Raw genomic sequence first — 18,587 nt, 5'->3', positions numbered from 1 at the left:
CGGAGAAACACAATGACAACCCAGAGTTCAACAGAGTACGAGAAGTACTACGTACCGGAAAAAAGCAAACTGGCGGTGTGCGCGACGATCGGCCTGATCCTGAGCACGTTCGGGGCCGCGAGTGTGATGAACGACATGACTTTTGGCGACGGTGCGACCACCGGTTCCTGGGGCATATTCTGGTTTGGCCTGTTCTTTTTCTCCGCAACGCTGTTCGGCTGGTTCCGCATGGCGATCAAGGAAAACCGGGCGGGCCTGAACAGCGCCCAGCTGAAGAAGTCCTACGTGTTGGGCATGTTCTGGTTTATTTTTTCCGAGGTCATGTTCTTCCTCGCGTTCTTTGGCGCGCTGTTCTATGTGCGTACGCTGGTAGGTCCGTGGCTCGCCGGTGAAGGCGAAGGCGGCCGCATGAACCACCTGCTCTGGGAAGGGTTCAACTACCAGTGGCCGATGCCGCTGACGCCACAGGAAGCTGTGGGCGGGGTCGCCAACCAGCCGGTTGCCAACATGGGCACTTTCCAGAGCTACGAGCAGAGCATGGCGTTCGGCGAAGCGGCGGCGTGGTATCTCTGGCTGCCCATGTGGAACACCATCGTGCTGCTGTCATCCAGCTTCACCGTGCACGTTGCACACATGGGCCTGCTCGACGGCAACAAGCGCAAGTTCAATATCTGGCTGGGCATCACCGTTGCCCTGGGCATGCTTTTCGTTGCGCTGCAGGCGCTGGAATACTACGAAGCGTACGCACACTTCGGGCTGACCCTGAACTCCGGTATTTACGGTTCCACCTTCTTCATGTTGACCGGCTTCCACGGCTTCCACGTCGTCATGGGTATGACCATGTTGTTGATCCAGTGGCTGCGCTCGGTCAGGGGCGGCCATTTCACCGCCGATGATCACTTCGGCTTTGAGGCATCAAGCTGGTACTGGCACTTTGTCGATGTGGTGTGGGTGTTCCTGTTCCTGTTCGTGTACATCCTGTAGGGAGCTCAGTCAGCGGTGTCCTGCGCCTGGGCGGCCGGACGAGGTCCGGCGTCCCAGGGGTTGCGGTGGCCCAGTTTGCCTGTGGCTACGCCGTAAACCACCAGACCCGCCAGGGTCAGCGCGAGGCCCAGGCGCACACCCAGCGAATGGAAGGTCCGACGGCTGTTTTTGTCGCCCTGATCCACCATCAGGAAGTAGAATCCGCTACCCAGGCTAGCCAGCAGCGCCAGCATCAAACCGATGATCATCAATTTCAACAATGTCCTGCTCCTTTCCAGAAACGCAGCAGTATAAACCAGCAGCCTCGATGGCTGTTGCATACGGCGCTACATTAACTGAACGGGGTTGAGGCATGGCAGCATTGAAACTGGATCTGGAGTGGCGCATTACGCTGTTTACCGCCCTGCTCTTTCCTGCCCTTGTCGCTCTGGGTTTCTGGCAATTGGAGCGGGCGGACGAAAAGCGCGAGCTGGAGTCCCGCTGGGCGCAGCGTCAGAGTGAAGCCCCCGTGCGGCTGAGCGAGCTTGCCGCGGAGCCGGCTGAAGCACTGGCCTACCGTCGCGTTCACTTGCGCGGTGAGTTCCTGCCCGGCGACTACCTGCTACTGGACAATCGCATGTATCGCGGCAGGTATGGCAATGAGGTGGTAGGCCTGTTCCGTCTGGCGGACACGCAGCGGCTGGTGCTGGTGAACCGCGGCTGGGTAGCCAGCGACCCCGCGCGCCTGACGCTTCCCGACGTTCCCGAGCCAGCGGGTGTCTCGAGTGTCACCGGTCACCTGTATGTATCCCCCGGCACACCGTACCTGCTGGCCGAGCAGCAGCTTGCGCCGCCCTGGCCGGTGCGCATCCAGGCCGTGGACATGCAGGCCCTGCAGCCACTGGTTGCCACCGTCAGTGATGCCGAACTGTACCCCTGGCTGGTGCGCATTGACCCCAACGAGCCGGCGGCGCTCACCGCAGACTGGCCTGTGGTCAACGCCAGCCCGGAAAAACACCAGGGCTATGCGGTGCAGTGGTTTACTATGGCCGCCGTGTTGCTGCTCTTTTTTCTGCTGCGCAGTTCCAACCTGTGGCAGCTCATTACACGCCGAGAGGATTGACCGATGCAGGAACCCACAGCGGGAGCGAACAACAGCCGTCTGGTGATCCTGCTCATCGCCGGTATCCCCGTGATCATGGTGCTGGCGGCGACGTGGCTCTGGTGGTTTGTGGCGCGCGGCGAGCTGGATATCGTGGGCATGCTCGGTACCGCAAATCGCGGCACGCTGTTGGACCCGCCGCGTGCCTTGGCCGAAGCCCGTCTGCTGTCACCCACCGGCACGCCACTGCCCTGGAGCAACGTCGATCACCAGTGGACCTTGCTGGTGACGCAGGACAGCGCCGAATGTGGTGCGTCGTGTGAGCGCAAACTGTACCTGACGCGCCAGATTCACCTCGCCCTGGGCAAGGAGTTCCCCCGTGTGCGGCGCATGCTGATAACGGATCGCGCGCCTGCGGACACGACTTTGGGGGTGAGCGACCTTAGCGACAACAAGCCGGCACCGGCGGGCTTTGCGGGCCTGCTCGCGGAGGAGCACGGTGGGCTGGTCATCGTCCGTCTGGACGGCGCCAGCTGGCCTCAGCTGTTCCCTGAAACCCGTGCAAAAGACGACCTCTGGTATCTGGTAGACCCTGCCGGCTGGGTGATGATGACGTATGATGCCAGCGACAGTTACAAAGATGTGATCTCTGATCTGAAATTCCTGCTGAAGAACTCCGGGGACTGAACCAGCGCAATGACTGACATGGCCGCAACAGCCAAAGCCACCTGGCGGGACTACAAGGAGCTGACCAAGCCCAATGTTGTCCTGCTGATGATCCTCACCTCGGTAATCGGCATGTTCATGGCGGTGCCTGGTATGGTGCCGCTGGACGCGCTCATTCTGGGGAATCTCGGCATCGCCCTCTGTGCCGGCGCGGCGGCAGCCGTGAACCACCTTGTCGACCAGCGGGTTGACCAGCGTATGGCGCGAACCAGCAAGCGCCCCATGGCCCAGGGCCGGGTCGGTACCCTGCAGGCCGCCGTGTTCGCCCTGGTGCTGGGCGGGGCGGGTATGGCCATTCTGCTTATCTGGATCAATGCTCTGACCGCCTGGCTGACCTTTGCCTCACTGGTGGGGTATGCCTTTGTCTACACCCTGTTTCTCAAGCGTGCCACGCCGCAGAATATCGTGATCGGCGGCCTTGCCGGCGCGGCACCACCCCTGCTCGGCTGGACCGCCGTTACCGGGGAGATACACGGCCACGCGCTGCTGTTGGTGCTGATAATATTTGCCTGGACACCGCCGCACTTCTGGGCCCTGGCAATCCACCGCAAGGAAGAGTACGCGGCGGTGGATATACCGATGTTGCCGGTGACGCACGGCGATGCCTTCACCCGCCTGCATATCCTCCTGTACACGGTTCTCATGTTCCTGATTACCCTGCTGCCGTTTGTGACCCGCATGAGTGGGCCGCTGTACCTGCTGGGCGCCGTGGTACTCGGCGGCGGTTTCCTCTACTGGGCCATTGAGCTGATGCGCAACCGCAACCCGGCTGCGCCCATGGAAACCTTCAAGTACTCGATCATCTACCTGATGGCCCTGTTCGTGGTCATGCTGGTGGACCACTATGTTTTTCCCATGACTGCTGCCTGAGGATCTAACCACCATGAGCGACAGCAAGACACCCAGCCAGAGCCGCGGTATTCGCTGGACCGTTATCGGGGTGCTGGTGTTTATTCTGGTGATCGTTGCCGGTTTCGTGAACCGCATCAACCAGCCACGTGTAATGACGGCAGCCGACATGCAGGCCAACGGCGCGTTTCTGCTGCAAACACCCCGTGACATGGGTGATTTTGCGCTGGTCGACCACCGCGGCCAACCTTTTGTGCCGGCGAGCCTCGAGAACCAGTGGACGCTGATTTTCTTCGGTTTTACCTACTGTCCCGATATCTGCCCCACCACCATGGCGTTCCTCGACCAGTTTGTGCAAGCGCTTGAAGGCACGGAAGTGGAAGACACCCAGGTGGTCATGGTGTCGGTGGATCCCGCCCGCGACACGGTGGAACAGCTCGCCAGCTATGTGCCCTTCTTCAACCCCGAGTTTGTCGGTGTTACCGGCGAGTTTCTCGACATCCATCGCTTTGCCACGGCCCTGAATACGCCGTTTCGCAAGGTGCCCGGTCAGGACGAGAACTATCTGGTGGACCACAGCGCCAATGTGGTCCTGATCAACCCTCGCGGCGACTACCACGCGTTTTTCAAGGCCCCGCTGGATCTGGCGAAAATGAAGCTGACCTACCGCTCTATCCGCTATCTCTGGGACCATTGAGCCCTGCAACAGGAGGCCGTCATGGCTGATACCACCGCGCCTGTCGTCCTGGTGGACGGCTCCTCCTATCTCTACCGGGCCTTTCACGCGCTGCCACCCCTCAACACCTCCACCGGTGAACCCACCGGAGCGGTGAAGGGCGTTATCAGCATGCTGCGCCGTCTGCTCAAGGATTACCCGGAAAGCCCGGTGGCGGTGGTTTTCGATGCCAAGGGCAAGACCTTTCGCGACGAACTGTTCGCCGAATACAAGGCCCAACGGCCGCCCATGCCGGACGAGCTGCGCGCCCAGGTAGAACCGATCCATGCCATTGTGCGGGCCATGGGTTTGCCATTGATCTGTGAACCCGGTGTTGAAGCTGATGATGTGATCGGTACCCTTGCCCGCCAGGCCTCCGAGTGCGGCCGGCCGGTGGTGATTTCCACCGGTGACAAGGACATGGCACAGCTGGTGAATGCGCACACCACGCTGGTCAATACCATGACCGATACGCGGCTGGACGAAGCCGGCGTGGAAGAGAAATTTGGTATACCGCCCTCCCGTATTATCGATTTCCTCGCGCTGATGGGCGACAAGGTGGACAACATTCCCGGCGTACCGGGTGTGGGGGAAAAAACCGCACTGGCCCTGTTGCAGGGCCTGGGTGGCCTGGATGACATCTATGCGGCGCTGGATCAGGTGGCGACCCTGAACTTCCGCGGTGCCAAGAGCATGGCGGCCAAGCTGGAGGCGGAGCGCGAGCGCGCCTACTTGTCCTACCAGCTGGCGACGATCAAGCTGGATGTACCGCTGCAAGAATCGGTGCAGGCCTTGCACAACGGCGAGCCGGACAATGCCGCACTGCGCGAGTGGTACACCCGGCTGGAGTTTCGCAGCTGGCTTGAGGAATTGTTGGGGAACGTTGAGGGGGTTGAAGCCGCTGATTCCGACGTTCAGCCACAGCCGGATACCCACTGGGAGGTTGTGACCGACATGCCGGCGCTGGAGCGCTGGTTGGCGCAGTTACAGGCAGCGGAGCTGTTTGCCTTCGACACCGAGACCACCAGCCTGAATTACATGGAGGCGCAGGTGGTGGGCGTTTCCTTTGCGGTAGAGCCCGGTGAGGCCGCCTATGTGCCATTGGCCCACGATTATCTGGGCGCGCCGGCGCAGCTGGATCGCGATGAGGTGCTGGGCATGTTGCAGCCTTTGCTGGAGGACCCGGCGCGCGCCAAGGTCGGGCAGAATTTGAAGTATGACGCCAGTGTGCTGGCCAACCACGGGATCAATCTGCGCGGTATTCGTCACGACACCATGCTCGAGTCCTATGTGCTGGATTCCACCGCGACCCGCCACGACATGAACAGCCTGGCGCTGAAGTATCTCGGCTACAAGACCATCCACTTCGAGGATATTGCCGGCAAGGGCGCCAAACAGCTGACCTTCAATCAGGTCAAGGTGGAGGATGCCGGCCCCTACGCGGCAGAGGACGCGGATATCACCCTGCGCCTGCACCAGGCGCTGTGGCCCCGGTTGTCAGAACTGGAGGGGCCCGCCGCGGTGTACACCGCCATCGAGCTGCCGCTGGTGCCGGTGTTGTCGCGTATCGAGCGCACGGGTGCGCTGGTGTCGCGGGAACTGCTGCAGCAGCAGAGCCGCGAGCTGGGTGAGCGCCTGCAGCAGCTGGAAGCTGAGGCTCATGATCTGGCCGGCGAGGCCTTCAACCTGGGGTCACCCAAACAGCTCGGTGAGATCCTCTTCAAGCGGCTGGAGTTGCCGGTGCTGCGCAAAACACCGACCGGTGCGCCATCAACAGCCGAGGAGGTGTTGGCGGAACTTGCCCTGGATTACCCACTCCCGCGGGTGTTGCTGGAGTACCGGGGCCTGAGCAAACTGAAATCCACCTATACCGACAAACTGCCGGAGCTGCTGAACCCGCGCACGGGGCGTATCCACACCTCGTATCACCAGGCGGTGACGGCCACCGGGCGCCTGTCCTCCTCCGATCCGAACCTGCAGAATATTCCGATCCGTACCGAGGAAGGTCGACGTATCCGCCAGGCCTTCATTGCGCCCCCGGGCTACCGCATCGTGGCCGCGGATTACTCCCAGATTGAGCTGCGCATCATGGCGCACCTGTCTTCCGATGACGGGCTGCTACGTGCTTTCCGCGAGGGGCTGGACGTGCACCGCGCCACCGCCGCGGAGGTGTTTGGTGTGGCCCTGGATGCCGTGTCTGCGGAACAGCGGCGCAAGGCCAAGGCCATCAACTTTGGCCTGATCTATGGCATGTCAGCCTTCGGGCTGGCACGACAACTGCACCTGGGGCGCCACGAGGCGCAGGAATACATCGACCGCTATTTCGAGCGCTACCCCGGGGTGCAGGACTACATGGACCGCACCCGCGCCAGCGCCCGCGAGCAGGGCTACGTGGAAACCCTGTTCGGGCGCAGGCTGTACCTGCCGGAAATCAACGCCCGGAACAAGATGCGCGCGCAGGCCGCCGAGCGCACAGCGATCAATGCGCCTATGCAGGGCACGGCTGCGGACATTATCAAGCGCGCCATGTTGCAGGTGGACGGCTGGTTGCAGGGCTCGGATGTGGACGCCCGTACCATCATGCAGGTGCATGACGAACTGGTGCTGGAAGTGGCCGAAGAGGCGGTCGAGCAGGTCTGTGACACCCTGTGCGGGCTGATGAGCGACGCGGCTGAACTCGCCGTGCCGTTGCTGGTGGAAGCGGGTTCCGGAAAAAATTGGGATGAAGCGCACTAGCGGGTGGAACTTTCCGCAGCGAACCCGGTCTCATTATTCGTAGCATGCTGCTACTGCTCCGCAGGCTCCTCCCCATGAGCCACTCGCGGGGCAAGTCTCTTCCCCAGAGACCCAAGCTGTCCCGGCTGCCTGTCCCCCTACGGGCAGCCGGGTTTTTTATGTGCCGGATTCGTCCTCTTCGCCCGCGTCGTGCTCCTCGTCCTCGTAGACGCTGAGGTCGGTCAGCCAGGCATTTAACACCGCGACCAGCTCCTTGTGGCCACTGTGCTTCAGGGCGGAGAACAGTTGTACGGTAACGCTGTCGCCGTGCACCTGCAGTGTCCGTTGTACCTGCAGCAAGGTCGCGCGTGCGGGGCCATTCTTGAGCTTGTCCGCCTTGGTAAGCAGGATGTGGACCGGCATGCCGGCGCTCACTGCCCAGTTGAGCATTTGCTGGTCAAAGGCCTGCAGTGGATGGCGCACGTCCATGAGCAGAATCAGCCCGCGCAGGCTCTCGCGTTTTTGCAGGTAATTTTCCAGCTGTTTGGTCCACTCCTGTTTCACCGCGAGGGGGACTTTGGCGAAGCCATAGCCGGGCAAGTCGACCAGGCGCTGCGTCTCACTGAGGCTGAAAAAATTGATCAACTGCGTGCGCCCGGGGGTGCGGGAGGTACGCGCAAGCTTTGAGTTCCCGGTTAAGCTATTGATTGCAGAGGATTTTCCAGCGTTGGAGCGACCGGCGAAGGCCACTTCCCAGCCCGCGTCCTCGGGGCACTGGGAGAGCCGGCTGGCGCTGGTCAGGAAACCGGCGCTGCGGTAGTCGGGCCGGTCCGGGGCGGTTGACTGCATGAGGTGCGCTTGCCTTTTTTGCATGGGGTATCTCGTATATAATGCCACAGCTTTCCCGGGACTGACGGAAATCTCCGCGTCCCATCTAACCCGCAGCATGAAGCAGAGGTGTAGCATGAAAAAATTGTTGGCAGTGGGCGCCATGGTTGTTGCCGCCGGCGCAATGGCTGAGCCGCCCATGGACAAGTACAACAAGAGTTGTGCGGTCTGTCACAACGCCGGTGTTGCTGGTGCGCCTAAAACCGGTGATGCCGCCGCCTGGGCTCCGAAAATGGAGAAAGGCATGGATGCATTGGTAACGTCCGTCAAGAATGGCCTGAATGCCATGCCGCCCAAGGGCATGTGCTTTGATTGCACGGATGAGGACTATGCAGCCCTGATCACGTACATGTCCACGCCGGCGCAGTAAGGCGCCGTTACTCTACGTTCCTGTCTGGAAGTGTCATGAAGAAAGCCCTTGTTCTCTGTGCAGCCCTGGTGGGTTTTGCACACACCGCCGGTGCGGCTACGCCGTTCCTCGACGGCGATGCCGCCGCCGGTGAGCCACTCACTCAGATGTGCAGTGCCTGCCACGGTGCCGATGGTAACAGTCCGGTGCCCACGTTCCCCAAACTGGCAGGCCAGGGGCAGCGCTATCTGCTCAAGCAGCTGATGGACATTCGCGATGGCGCCCGCCCCATTCCCACCATGGCCGGCCAGGTTGACGACATGACCGATCAGCAACTGGCTGATATCGCCGCGTACTATGCGAGCAAGGCGGTGACGGGTAACCAGGCAGATCCGGCGCTGGTGGCGCTGGGTGAGAAGGTCTATCGCGCCGGGATCGCCGAGCGCAAGGTGGCCGCCTGCAGCGGCTGCCACTCGCCGACCGGCAAGGGTAATGCCCTGGCGGGCTACCCCGCGCTGCACGGACAGCACTCCGAGTACATCGCGGCGCAATTGCGCGCCTACCGTAAAGGCTACGAAGACCCCACCGGGCGCACCAATGATGGCGATACCAAAATCATGCGCGCCAACGCCTTCGGCCTCAGCGATATGGAAATCGAAGCCGTTGCCAGCTACGCGGCAGGCCTGAAGTAAGCCTTCCAGCAGCTGTTGAAAAGGTGGCCATCGAGCCACCTTTTTTATCCGGAGTAGAACAGGCCGCCGGAATCGTGGTCTGATAACGGTAATCTGACAATGGAGAATCTCATGTTTACGCGTTTTCTCGCTCTTGCTCTCGTGCTGCTGGCCCCGCTCGCAGCCTCAGCTCAGGATGCCGCTACCACCGATTGGCAGGAAGGCACGCACTATGACCTGATCGTGCCGGCACTGCGCACGGCAGATCCGGACAAGATCGAAGTGGTCGAATTCTTCTGGTATGGCTGCGGCCACTGCTACACTTTCGACCCGTTGATCAGCCGCTGGAAGGACACCCTGGCGGAAGATGTCGACTTTAAAGGCTCCCCCGCCGTGTGGAACAAGCCCATGGAGCTGCACGCTGCCATGTACTACACCGCCGATGTGCTGGGCGTTCTCGATTCACTGCACACAGTCATGTTCCAGGCCATGAACGTCGACGGCAAGCGCCTGGGGTCAGAAGCGGAGATCCGCAAGCTGTTCACCTCCAATGGCGTGAGCGGTGATGATTTCGACAAGGCGTTTTCTTCCTTCGGTGTGAGCAGCCAGGTGCGCCAGGCCAACAGCCGCGCCCGGGCGGCGAAAATCACCGGTACGCCTGAAATGATGGTCAACGGCAAGTACCGTATCAGCATTCGCAAGGCGGGTAGCCAGGCAAATATGCTGAAACTGGCTGACTTCCTCATAGAGAAAGAACGCGCCGCACAGCCGGCACCCGCCGCCGCCTGAGCCGGGAGGCGTAACGGGGGCGCCGTGGAGGCCATCTATTACTCGCCAATGCTGCTGGGCGTTTGCCTGCTGCTGGCAGTGGCGGTCTCCTCCACCGCTCTTTGGTATGTGTCGCGCCCTTATGCCGGCCCGGTTTTCTGGATGGCCGGCAGCTGGACGCTGATCGGCGGCATCGTGCTCTTTTTCGGTTTTATCGCCACCGGCAGCCCGGTGCTCAATGTGCTGGGCAATGCGGGCCAGCTTGCGGGCGAGGCACTGTTCCTGATTGGCATCTTCCACTTCATGGGTCGGCCACTGCCCTGGTGGATTGTGCCCGTCAGTGTTGGTGTCATGGTCGCTTTCAATATCCACTACTGGATGACCAGCGGTAACTCCGACTTCCTGATGGGGGTCTACTCCACCATCGCCGGGCTCCTGCCAGTGCAGGCCATCTGGTTGCTGCTCAAGAGTCGGGAGGATCCCGCCACGCGACCTGCCCAGGTGCTCCTCGGTGTGAGCTTGCTGCTGTACAGTGCCGTGGTGCTGTTGCGCGGGTTCCACGGCTATCACGACTGGTGGCAGGGCGAACCCTACGTCTCTCCCCTCGAGTCCTACAGTTATCTGTTGCCCTACAATTTCGGTATTCCCGCACTGGTGATGGGGTTCGTTGGCGCTACGCTGATGACCATGCAGCGTATTCTGGCCGTGGGGCGCACGCATCAAATCCGCGCTGAATATCTCGCTACTCGCGATGACCTCACCCGGTTGCTGAACCGTCGCGCTTTTCGCACGGTGGCCGAGCGCGATCTGGCACGCGCTCTGCGGCAGAGGCATTCCCTGTGCCTGGCGATGATTGACCTGGACCACTTCAAGCGCCTGAACGACAGCTACGGCCACAGTTTCGGCGACGAGGCACTGCGCCACTTTGCCGACGCCTGGCAGGGGCAGCTGCGGGAGACGGATGTACTGGCACGTTACGGCGGCGAGGAGTTCGTGTTGTTGCTGCCGGACAGCTCTCCGCAGGAAGCGCGGGTACTACTCGACCGGGCGCGGCTTGCGGTGGCCGAAACCGCACTGCACGCCGGCAGCAGCGCGGTGAGCGTGACCTTCAGTGCTGGCATTACCGAGGCGCGGCAGGGCGATACCATCGACCTGCTTCTCAGTCGCGCGGACGAGGCCCTCTACCGGGCCAAGGACAACGGTCGGGACCGTGTTGAGGTGTGGGCCCCCGCGCAGTGAGTGCCCCGCTCCGCCGGTCTTACATGCCGCTCGGGTACACGTCGAGGGCGCCTTTGCCGCTGGCGCGCACCTGGCGCATTGCCAGCGCGTATTCCCGCAGCAGCTCCAGGCAGTAGATGAGCCGGTCTCGATGGTAGGTGTGCGGGTCCTGGTCGTTGTCCTTGTCGTCGGCGTTGAACACGCCGTTGACGTTGCGCACGATCAGGTGCTCGGGTATGAAGCAGAGGCGGTTGTTCTTGTAGCCGCTCATGCGCAGCTCTGCCACGGGGTAAGAGCCCCCGATGGAGCCCGACACGGTGACGATCAGTGCCGGTTTGTGGGCCAGTTCACCGCCCGATGTCCATAACAGCAGGAAGTTCTTCAGGCCGGCGGGCACCATGCCGTGCCATTCCGGTGCGATAACGATCAGGCCGTCACAGCTGTGCAGCTCGGTGCGCAGCGGGTCGAGAATTCCCTGCCAGCGGGCATCTTCCGGGTCCCAAACACCCTCTTCCCACAACGGCAGCGGGTTGCCACCGAGGTCCAGAAACCAGACGTCGTCGCAGAGCGTCTGCTCCAGCAGGGTGTGCTTGATGTAGCGGCCTACCTTGGCGCTCTGTGAATCGGGTCGATGACTGCCGCTGATAATGCCCAGTTTCATGTGGGGTCTCCGTATTTTCAGGGGGTTGTGTTGGTCAGATATCCAGCCAGGGCGGTACCGGTAGGCCTTTGTTGTGCAGGAACGCGGGGTTGAACAGTTTGCTCTGGTAGCGGTTGCCGTAGTCACAGAGGATGGTAACGATGGTGTGCCCGGGCCCCAGCTGTTCGGCGAGCTTCACCGCACCGGCAATGTTGACACCGGCCGAGCCACCGAGGCAAAGCCCTTCGTGCTGCAGCAGGTCGAATAGCAGTGGCAGTGCTTCCTCATCGGTTACGGTAAAGGCGGTATCCACTCTGGCCTGTGCCACGTTACCGGTGATGTGGTTGATGCCGATGCCTTCCATGATGGAACTGCCCGCGCTGGGCCTGAGTTCACCGCAGTTGAAATAGTGGCTCAGCGAAGCGCCCTGTGGATCAGCGAGACCGATGGTAATGCTCTCGCGATGCGCCTTGAGTGCCTGGGAAACGCCCGCCAGCGTGCCGCCGGTGCCCACGGCGCAAATGAACCCGTCGATTTCGCCCTCCGTTTGCTGCCAGATTTCCTCGCCGGTGGTGTCGCGGTGTACTGCCATATTGGCCAGGTTGTCGAACTGCCTTGCCCACACCGCGCCTGCGGCCTCGCTGCTGGCGAATTTTTCTGCCAGTCGCTGGGCGGTGTGGATATAGTGGCCGGGCTCACTGTAGGACGTGGCCGGGACAAGATGTAAATCGGCACCGAGCAATTCCAGAGTGTCGATTTTCTCGCGGCTCTGGCTGATGGGCATCACCACGGTACTGGTATAGCCCAGGGCGTTGGCCAGCAGGGTCAAACCAATGCCGGTATTCCCTGCGGTGCCCTCGACGATGCGACCGCCCGGGCGCAGTTCGCCGCTGGCTTCCGCCGCGCGAATGATGCCAAGAGCCGTGCGGTCCTTCACTGAGCCACCGGGGTTCATGAACTCGGCTTTGCCAAAAATACGGCAACCGGTGCGCTCCGATGCCTGCCGCAGATATAAGAGCGGCGTGTTGCCGATAAGCTGGGTGACATCTGCAGCGCTCGCCACGGCCGGTTTCTCCGTAAAAAAGAAGGCGCAGTATGCCACAGCCGCTACAGCCGGTCAGTGTTCGCGCAGCTCAGTTTGCGGCCTGCCCGGTGTCGGCGGCGCGTGTGTGTAGTCGGCTCGCCTGCAGCGCGAGTGCGAGCCCGGTCAGCCCCAGCAGTAATATGCCGAGCAGCATCGGTTGCGGTGAGTCGTGCAGGAACAGGCCGACCAGGCCGCCGGCGGCGGCCGATACAGCCATCTGGATGAAGCCGAGCAAGGCCGAGGCGGTGCCTGCCATGTGTGGATAGGGCTGTAGCGCGAGGCCCATGGCATGGGGTAGCGTGAGGCCCATGCCCGCCGTGTAGAGCATCATCGGGATGGCCAGCGCCGCAACGCGGGTGTCAAACAGCGTGCCTGTAATCGCCATACTCAGACTGGCGACAGCAACGACCACGGTGCCAATCAGCAGCACTCGCATGGAATCGAGGTGGCTTGCCAGACGTGCACTCACCGCGCTTCCCGCGATATAGCCGGCGACCGTGGTGAGAAAGATGGGCCCGAAGTACTTGACCGGCAGCTGCAGCATTTCAATGTACACGAAGCCGGATGAGGCGAGGTAGACCATCATGCCGGCGTAGACGAAGGAGCTGCTGATCACGACGGTCATGAAAGGCCCACTGCGCAGCAGCACACCATAGTTGCGCGCAATGGTGCCCGGATGGAGGCTCTGGCGCACCGGCAGGGATTCCCCCAGGTAGCGGTTGAGAACGAGCAGTATCAGCGCGCCGTAGAGTCCCAGAAACACGAAAATGCTGCGCCACGGAAAGAACACCGTTAACAGGCTGCCGAGACTCGGCGCCACCGCGGGTGCCAGGGCCATCAGCATGGCAATGAGCGACAGGGCGCGGGCGGCGCGGCGTGGTCCGAACAGGTCGCGCGTGATGGTGCGGGCAAGCGTTGGCCCCACGCAGGCACCAATGCCCTGCAGGAACCGGTAGGCAAGCAATTCGTCTATCGTGGTCGCCAGGCTGCACCCCACGCAGGCCACAATGAACAGCAGCGTGCCGGCGGTGATGACCGGTTTGCGGCCATAGCGGTCGGCCAGGGGGCCGCAGAACAGGTGGAACACCGCGAAGCCGGCGAGGTAGGCGCTCAAGGTCAGTTGTACGCTGCCCACATCGGTGGCCAGGGCAACGCGCATGGCCGGCATTGCCGGCAGGTACATATCGACACTCAGTGGCCCAAGGGCGACCAGCGTTGCCAGCAAGGCCAACAGCCAGGGTGAGTCAGCAGTGAGGTGTCGGGAGCTCATGGGTCGGCGATGCTATCATGCGCACTGCCGATCGGGTCATTGTTTCTCGAACTTCAGCACCGTTTTCCACCACAGGCGCGGCAGCAGTGCATGCCAGAGCATGAGCAGGCGCGCCTCACCGGGGTAGATGATGTCGCGGTTCTTCGCCACGCCTTTCTCGATTGCCGTGACGATTTTCTCCGGGTCGGAAAGTCGCCCCGATTGCTTCGCTTCAATCAGGCTGGCGGGGCTGTCGGTCGCCAGTGTCTGGTCGATCAGGGGTGTATTGACCGGCGGTGGGCACACCAGATGGACCTGCACACCGGAGTCGCGGAGTTCGTTCTGCAGGATTTCCACATAGGTGTTCACCGCGGATTTGGTGGCACAGTAGCCGCCCATGTGGGTGACCAGCGCATAGCCTGCGACCGAGCCAAAGGCGATGATACGGCCGCTGCGACGCGCGAGCATCGACGGCAGCACGCTGCGTATCATGTAGGTGGTGCCGAAATAGTTGATGCGGAACAGGCGCTCCATGCCCGCATGGGTATGGTCCACAAGCTTGTGGCTCGGCATCAGTGCGGCGGCGTGGACCAGGAGGTCGATCGGCCCGGTTCCCTGTTCGACCTGCGCGACCTTCTTTTCGACATCATCGAGGTCGCCAATGTCGCAGTGCAGGGCATGAATTCGCTCGTGTTCTGCGCAGGTGGCCTCAAGCCCTGCCTCATTGACGTCGAAGATGACCACTCTGGCGCCGCGCGCCGCCAGGCGCAGGGCGATGATGCGCCCCATACCGCTCGCGCCGCCGGTGATCAGGGCCACTTTGTTCTGCATATCAAGCATGGCACGGCTCCCTTGCTGTCTGCCCCATGATGCGTCCAATCGTAAAGCCGGGGCAAGGGCCAGGTTGGCCAGGGGAAGTGGCCATTCGGTACGCGGCCACTGCCGGCGGGTCTCAGACCTCGGTGTCGCTCTCCACGTGGTCCAGCGGCAGCACGGTGTTCTGTACCACCCGTCGCAACTCAAAACTGGAATGCACGCCGGTAACACCGGGGATACGGGTGAGTTTGCCGAGCAGGAAGCGCTCGTAGTGCTGCATGTCCGGTATCACCGCTTTCAGCAGGTAATCGGCGCTCTGCCCGGTCACAACGGAGCACTCCATGACCTCGGGGAAGTCGCGTACCTGCGCTTCGAAGGCGTCGAAGCGGTCCGGGGTGTGGCGATCCATGCTGATGCCGATGTAGGCCGTCAGTTTAAGTCCCAGGCGAGACTGGTCCAGCAGGGTGACGGTACCGAGAATCAGGCCCGAGTCCTCCAGCCGTTTCACCCGGCGCGCGCAGGGTGTGGCCGACAGGCCAACGCGCTCGGCGAGGTCGAGATTGCTGATACGGCCATCCCGCTGCAGGACATCCAGGATACGGCGATCGATACGGTCCAGCTTCACGCGCTCTCCCCCGGTGTCGCCGCCAGTTGCAGGATCAGGCGGTAGTGTTCAGGTGCCACCGGCATGACTGACAGTCGGCTGCGGTGCAGCAGGGCGAAGCCCTCGAATTGGGCGGCGTGGCGTTTGAGTTCGGCGAGCGGCAGCGGCCGCGGCAGGTGACTGCGGTAGTGAATATCGCGCAGCACCCAGCGCGGATTGTCGCGCTCGCTGCGCGGATCGTGGTAGGGCGAAGCAGGGTCGAACTGGCTCGGGTCGGGCCGCGCCGGGCCCACAACGTCGGCCAGGCCCACGACTGCCGGTACCGCGCAGCTGGAGTGATAGATCAGCACGTCATCACCCGCCTGCATGCCATCGCGCAGGAAGTTGCGCGCCTGATAGTTGCGTACGCCGTCCCAGGGTTCGGTTTGTGCCGGGCGCGCCGCGAGGTCCTCAAGACTGAAAGTGTCCGGCTCTGTTTTCAATAGCCAGCAGGCCATGGCGTTACCCTCCTTTCCGGTTCATCTGGTCTGTCTGGAATTGCCTGTGCACGCCAGCGCGCAGGCATATAATAGTGATTATAGCCACTAAAATGTAATTTATTGATATTTTACTCTAAAATTATACGGCCACGGGCGTGTTTTTGCAGCAATTCGCCCACCGGCAGGGTTTATACTACGCACTCGGCTGATGCAGCATCCGTTGCCGCTGCAGAGCGTCCTTACCGGGGAAGCTCAACGCAGGCACGGGGCTCCACGAGAGCTGGTCCGGCAGGACACGACCCTGCGCGACCCACGGATGCACAGCCGCCTGTATTCGCCGCACGCGGCAAAATGGACAGAGGACAGAGGCCCATGAGCCAATTCGATCATCGCAAATACCCGCCCTTCGCCCCCGTGCGCCTGGCGTCGCGCCGTTGGCCCGATCGGCAGATTACCGAGGCGCCACGCTGGTGCAGCGTTGACCTGCGCGACGGTAACCAGGCCCTGATCGAGCCGATGACCGGGCGGCAAAAATCCCGCCTGTGGGATCAGCTGGTGAAGATAGGCTTCAAGGAAATCGAGGTCGGTTTTCCGTCCGCATCCAGTCACGACTACAACTTCTGCCGTGAGCTGATCGAGAACAAACGTATTCCTGACGACGTCACCATCCAGGTGTTGACTCAGGCGCGCCCGGAGCTGATCGAGAAAACCTTTGCGGCGCTGCGCGGCGCCCGCCGCGCCATTGTGCACGTCTACAACTCTACTTCGACGGTACAGCGCGAACAGGTGTTTGGCCTGGACCGTGAGGGGATCATTGATATTGCGGTCAAGGGCGCCGAGCTGGTGCGCGACGTGGCGGCGCGCTACCCGGAGACCGAGTGGGTGTTCGAATATTCGCCGGAGAGCTTCACCGGTACCGAGCTGGATTTCGCCGTGGAAGTAGTGGATGCGGTGACGGCCGTGTGGCAGCCCACGCCGGAGCATCCGGTGATCATCAACCTGCCGGCCACGGTGGAGATGAGTACGCCCAACGTCTACGCGGACCAGATTGAATGGTTCTGTGACCATGTGCAGAATCGCGAGGCCCTGCGGGTTTCCCTGCATACCCATAACGACCGGGGCTGCGCCGTCGCCGCGGCGGAGCTGGGTGTGCTGGCGGGTGCAGACCGGGTCGAGGGTACGTTGATGGGCAATGGTGAGCGCACCGGCAACATGGATATCGTCACCATGGCCATGAACCTCTACAGCCAGGGTGTGGATCCGCAACTGCAGCTCGGCCATATGGACGAGATCATCCAGACGGTGAAAGAGTGTACCCAGTTGCCGGTGCACCCGCGTCACCCTTACGCCGGCGAGCTGGTGTTCACGGCCTTTTCCGGCAGCCACCAGGACGCGATCAAGAAGTGCCTGTCGCGGCGCGAGCAGCAGGCGCCCTGGCAGGTGGCCTATCTGCCGATTGACCCGGCGGATATCGGCCGCTCCTACCAGGAGGTCATCCGCATCAACAGCCAGTCGGGCAAGGGCGGCATCGCCTACGTGCTGGAGAGCAATTACGGTTACGAACTGCCGCGCTGGTTGCAGATAGATTTCAGCGCGGCGGTGCAGGCTTTTGCCGAGGTACAGGAGTCCGAAGTGACCCCCGAGGCGATTCACGATCTGTTCCAGCGCACCTACTTGAGCGGGTCCGGTCAGTGGCGCCTCGGTGACTATCAGGTCAGTCGCGCCGACGGCGTCGACCAGCTGCAGGCCGAGCTCTTCGAGGGCGCGGTGCGCCATGCCCTTACCGGTACCGGCAACGGCGTGGTGGCTTCATTCGTGGATGCCATGCAGCGCTTTACAGGCCGCCAGATTGTGCTGGTTGAATACAGTGAGCACGCCCTCAGCCAGAGCGCCGATGCGGAAGCGGTGTGTTATATCCAGCTGAATATCGACGGCGAGCGCCACTGTGGCGTGGGCCGCAGCCCGGACATTATCCAGGCGTCGCTCGAGGGCATTCTCGGCGCGATCAACCGCGCCGCGGGCCAGGGTCAGACCGCAGCGGCATAGTCGCCGCGGGCCAGCGCCACGGTTCGCGCGACCAGCAAGTCTGTCGAGGACAACAGGGTCACGCCGGTATCGGCAGGGCCGAGCAACAGCGGGATCTCCGTGCACGCGGCGAGCAACAGGTCCGCGCCGTTGAACTCAAGGCTGGCGGCGAGGGCCTGCAGACCGCTGCGTACTTCCGGGCTGCGCTCCCCTGCTTTGATCCGGTAGAGCAGGCCCATGAAGCGCGCCTGCTCGACACGGTTCCAGAGCAATGGCTCGCGCCCCGCGCTCAGCAGTGCCTGCTGATACAGCCCGGCCTGCAGGCAGCCGTCGGCGGCCATCACTCCGATGCAGTCCCCGGGCTGGCTGCGCACGGCATCCATCACCACATCCACAATGCTGATAAAGGGAATGTTGACCGCAGCGCGAATTTCGCGGGAGTACGCGTGCGCGGTGTTGCAGACCATCACCAGAAAGTCGGCACCGGCCCGCTCCAGGCGCTGCGCCATGGCCGCCAGCTCAGGTGCCGCATCCGGGCCGCTGCCGCTGATGGACGCGTGCCGGTCGGGTACGCGCGGGTTGTGGTCCACCAGCATGTGGATGTGCTCCTGGTCGGTGGCTGCGCCGGTGGCCGCCAGTACGCGCGCCATGAAATCCACGGTGGCTTCGGGCCCCATGCCGCCCATGATGCCGGCAATCCTGGCTGCTGCTTCGCTGTTCTCCACG

At 62.4% G+C, this 18,587-nt stretch carries 20 protein-coding genes; 11 read left to right on the top strand and 9 right to left on the bottom strand.

All coding sequences use genetic code 11. The features are described 5' to 3' along the window. The first annotated feature begins 12 nt into the window (after window positions 1-12). Window positions 13-984, top strand: coding sequence for a cytochrome c oxidase subunit 3 (locus EGJ68_RS01655; protein WP_123032822.1), 972 nt, complete (start codon window positions 13-15; stop codon window positions 982-984). Between the two features lie 5 nt (window positions 985-989). On the opposite strand, the gene EGJ68_RS01650 is transcribed toward EGJ68_RS01655, so the two are convergent. Beyond that, the gene (locus EGJ68_RS01650; RefSeq protein WP_199227896.1) at window positions 990-1,244 is read right to left on the bottom strand and encodes a DUF2909 domain-containing protein; all 255 of its coding nucleotides are present in this window, start codon (window positions 1,242-1,244) and stop codon (window positions 990-992) included. Window positions 1,245-1,336: 92 nt separating this feature from the next. On the opposite strand from EGJ68_RS01650, the gene EGJ68_RS01645 reads away from it, so the two are divergent. Genes EGJ68_RS01645 through polA form a run of 5 tightly spaced genes read left to right on the top strand, consistent with a single transcriptional unit; the run spans window position 1,337 to window position 7,091 of the window. Beyond that, on the top strand, window positions 1,337-2,086 hold the full coding sequence (locus EGJ68_RS01645; protein WP_233248638.1) for an SURF1 family protein: 750 nt from the start codon (window positions 1,337-1,339) through the stop codon (window positions 2,084-2,086). Between the two features lie 3 nt (window positions 2,087-2,089). Further along, window positions 2,090-2,752 carry a hypothetical protein gene (locus EGJ68_RS01640; protein WP_123032820.1) on the top strand — a complete coding sequence of 221 codons (663 nt, stop codon included), beginning with the start codon at window positions 2,090-2,092 and terminating at the stop codon, window positions 2,750-2,752. Between the two features lie 9 nt (window positions 2,753-2,761). Then, entirely contained in the window at window positions 2,762-3,661 is a 900-nt protein-coding gene (cyoE, locus tag EGJ68_RS01635; RefSeq protein WP_123032819.1) for a heme o synthase, read from the top strand. 13 nt (window positions 3,662-3,674) lie between these two features. Then, window positions 3,675-4,337 (top strand): SCO family protein, encoded by a 663-nt coding sequence (locus EGJ68_RS01630; RefSeq protein WP_123032818.1) that lies wholly within the window; start codon window positions 3,675-3,677, stop codon window positions 4,335-4,337. A 21-nt stretch (window positions 4,338-4,358) separates the two neighbouring features. Next, window positions 4,359-7,091: a DNA polymerase I gene (gene polA / locus EGJ68_RS01625; RefSeq protein WP_123032817.1), complete on the top strand. Its 2,733-nt coding sequence runs from the start codon at window positions 4,359-4,361 to the stop codon at window positions 7,089-7,091. 156 nt (window positions 7,092-7,247) lie between these two features. Here polA and yihA read toward each other — a convergent pair whose 3' ends face one another. Next, window positions 7,248-7,919, bottom strand: coding sequence for a ribosome biogenesis GTP-binding protein YihA/YsxC (gene yihA, locus EGJ68_RS01620; RefSeq protein WP_123032816.1), 672 nt, complete (start codon window positions 7,917-7,919; stop codon window positions 7,248-7,250). 115 nt (window positions 7,920-8,034) lie between these two features. Here yihA and EGJ68_RS01615 point away from each other — a divergent pair, with 115 nt between their 5' ends. The 4 genes from EGJ68_RS01615 (at window position 8,035) to EGJ68_RS01600 (ending at window position 10,985) form a co-directional block, all read left to right on the top strand. Further along, window positions 8,035-8,328, top strand: a complete 294-nt coding sequence (locus EGJ68_RS01615) for a c-type cytochrome (RefSeq protein ID WP_027949943.1) — start codon at window positions 8,035-8,037, stop codon at window positions 8,326-8,328. A 35-nt stretch (window positions 8,329-8,363) separates the two neighbouring features. Beyond that, on the top strand, window positions 8,364-8,999 hold the full coding sequence (locus EGJ68_RS01610) for a c-type cytochrome (RefSeq protein ID WP_123032815.1): 636 nt from the start codon (window positions 8,364-8,366) through the stop codon (window positions 8,997-8,999). Between the two features lie 111 nt (window positions 9,000-9,110). Continuing rightward, window positions 9,111-9,767: a thiol:disulfide interchange protein DsbA/DsbL gene (locus EGJ68_RS01605; protein WP_123032814.1), complete on the top strand. Its 657-nt coding sequence runs from the start codon at window positions 9,111-9,113 to the stop codon at window positions 9,765-9,767. 24 nt (window positions 9,768-9,791) lie between these two features. Continuing rightward, window positions 9,792-10,985: a GGDEF domain-containing protein gene (locus EGJ68_RS01600; RefSeq protein WP_158283451.1), complete on the top strand. Its 1,194-nt coding sequence runs from the start codon at window positions 9,792-9,794 to the stop codon at window positions 10,983-10,985. Window positions 10,986-11,004: 19 nt separating this feature from the next. On the opposite strand, the gene EGJ68_RS01595 is transcribed toward EGJ68_RS01600, so the two are convergent. The 6 genes from EGJ68_RS01595 to EGJ68_RS01570 all read right to left on the bottom strand — a co-directional run bounded on the left by EGJ68_RS01595 (window position 11,005) and on the right by EGJ68_RS01570 (window position 15,854). Next, window positions 11,005-11,625 carry an NADPH-dependent FMN reductase gene (locus tag EGJ68_RS01595; protein ID WP_123032812.1) on the bottom strand — a complete coding sequence of 207 codons (621 nt, stop codon included), beginning with the start codon at window positions 11,623-11,625 and terminating at the stop codon, window positions 11,005-11,007. Window positions 11,626-11,659: 34 nt separating this feature from the next. Then, a complete protein-coding gene (locus tag EGJ68_RS01590) occupies window positions 11,660-12,667 on the bottom strand; it encodes a cysteine synthase A (RefSeq protein WP_123032811.1) in 1,008 nt (335 codons plus the stop codon). A gap of 70 nt (window positions 12,668-12,737) precedes the next feature. Beyond that, window positions 12,738-13,958 carry a multidrug effflux MFS transporter gene (locus tag EGJ68_RS01585; RefSeq protein ID WP_123032810.1) on the bottom strand — a complete coding sequence of 407 codons (1,221 nt, stop codon included), beginning with the start codon at window positions 13,956-13,958 and terminating at the stop codon, window positions 12,738-12,740. Between the two features lie 36 nt (window positions 13,959-13,994). Beyond that, window positions 13,995-14,777 (bottom strand): SDR family NAD(P)-dependent oxidoreductase, encoded by a 783-nt coding sequence (locus EGJ68_RS01580; RefSeq protein ID WP_123032809.1) that lies wholly within the window; start codon window positions 14,775-14,777, stop codon window positions 13,995-13,997. 112 nt (window positions 14,778-14,889) lie between these two features. Then, on the bottom strand, window positions 14,890-15,378 hold the full coding sequence (locus tag EGJ68_RS01575) for an Lrp/AsnC family transcriptional regulator (RefSeq protein WP_123032808.1): 489 nt from the start codon (window positions 15,376-15,378) through the stop codon (window positions 14,890-14,892). After that, entirely contained in the window at window positions 15,375-15,854 is a 480-nt protein-coding gene (locus EGJ68_RS01570; RefSeq protein ID WP_123032807.1) for an EVE domain-containing protein, read from the bottom strand. The genes EGJ68_RS01575 and EGJ68_RS01570 overlap by 4 nt, the downstream gene beginning before the upstream one ends. A 354-nt stretch (window positions 15,855-16,208) precedes the next feature. On the opposite strand from EGJ68_RS01570, the gene leuA reads away from it, so the two are divergent. After that, window positions 16,209-17,882 carry a 2-isopropylmalate synthase gene (leuA, locus tag EGJ68_RS01565; protein ID WP_123032806.1) on the top strand — a complete coding sequence of 558 codons (1,674 nt, stop codon included), beginning with the start codon at window positions 16,209-16,211 and terminating at the stop codon, window positions 17,880-17,882. Here leuA and cuyB read toward each other — a convergent pair. Beyond that, on the bottom strand, window positions 17,864-18,586 hold the full coding sequence (gene cuyB, locus EGJ68_RS01560) for a cysteate racemase (RefSeq protein ID WP_199227895.1): 723 nt from the start codon (window positions 18,584-18,586) through the stop codon (window positions 17,864-17,866). The two genes, leuA and cuyB, sit on opposite strands and share 19 nt — an antisense overlap. Window position 18,587: the final 1 nt, after the last annotated feature.

The sequence above is a fragment of the Haliea alexandrii genome (genome assembly GCF_003719295.1).
Lineage (GTDB): Bacteria > Pseudomonadota > Gammaproteobacteria > Pseudomonadales > Halieaceae > Haliea > Haliea alexandrii.
This window is presented reverse-complemented; position numbering and strand designations above follow the sequence as displayed.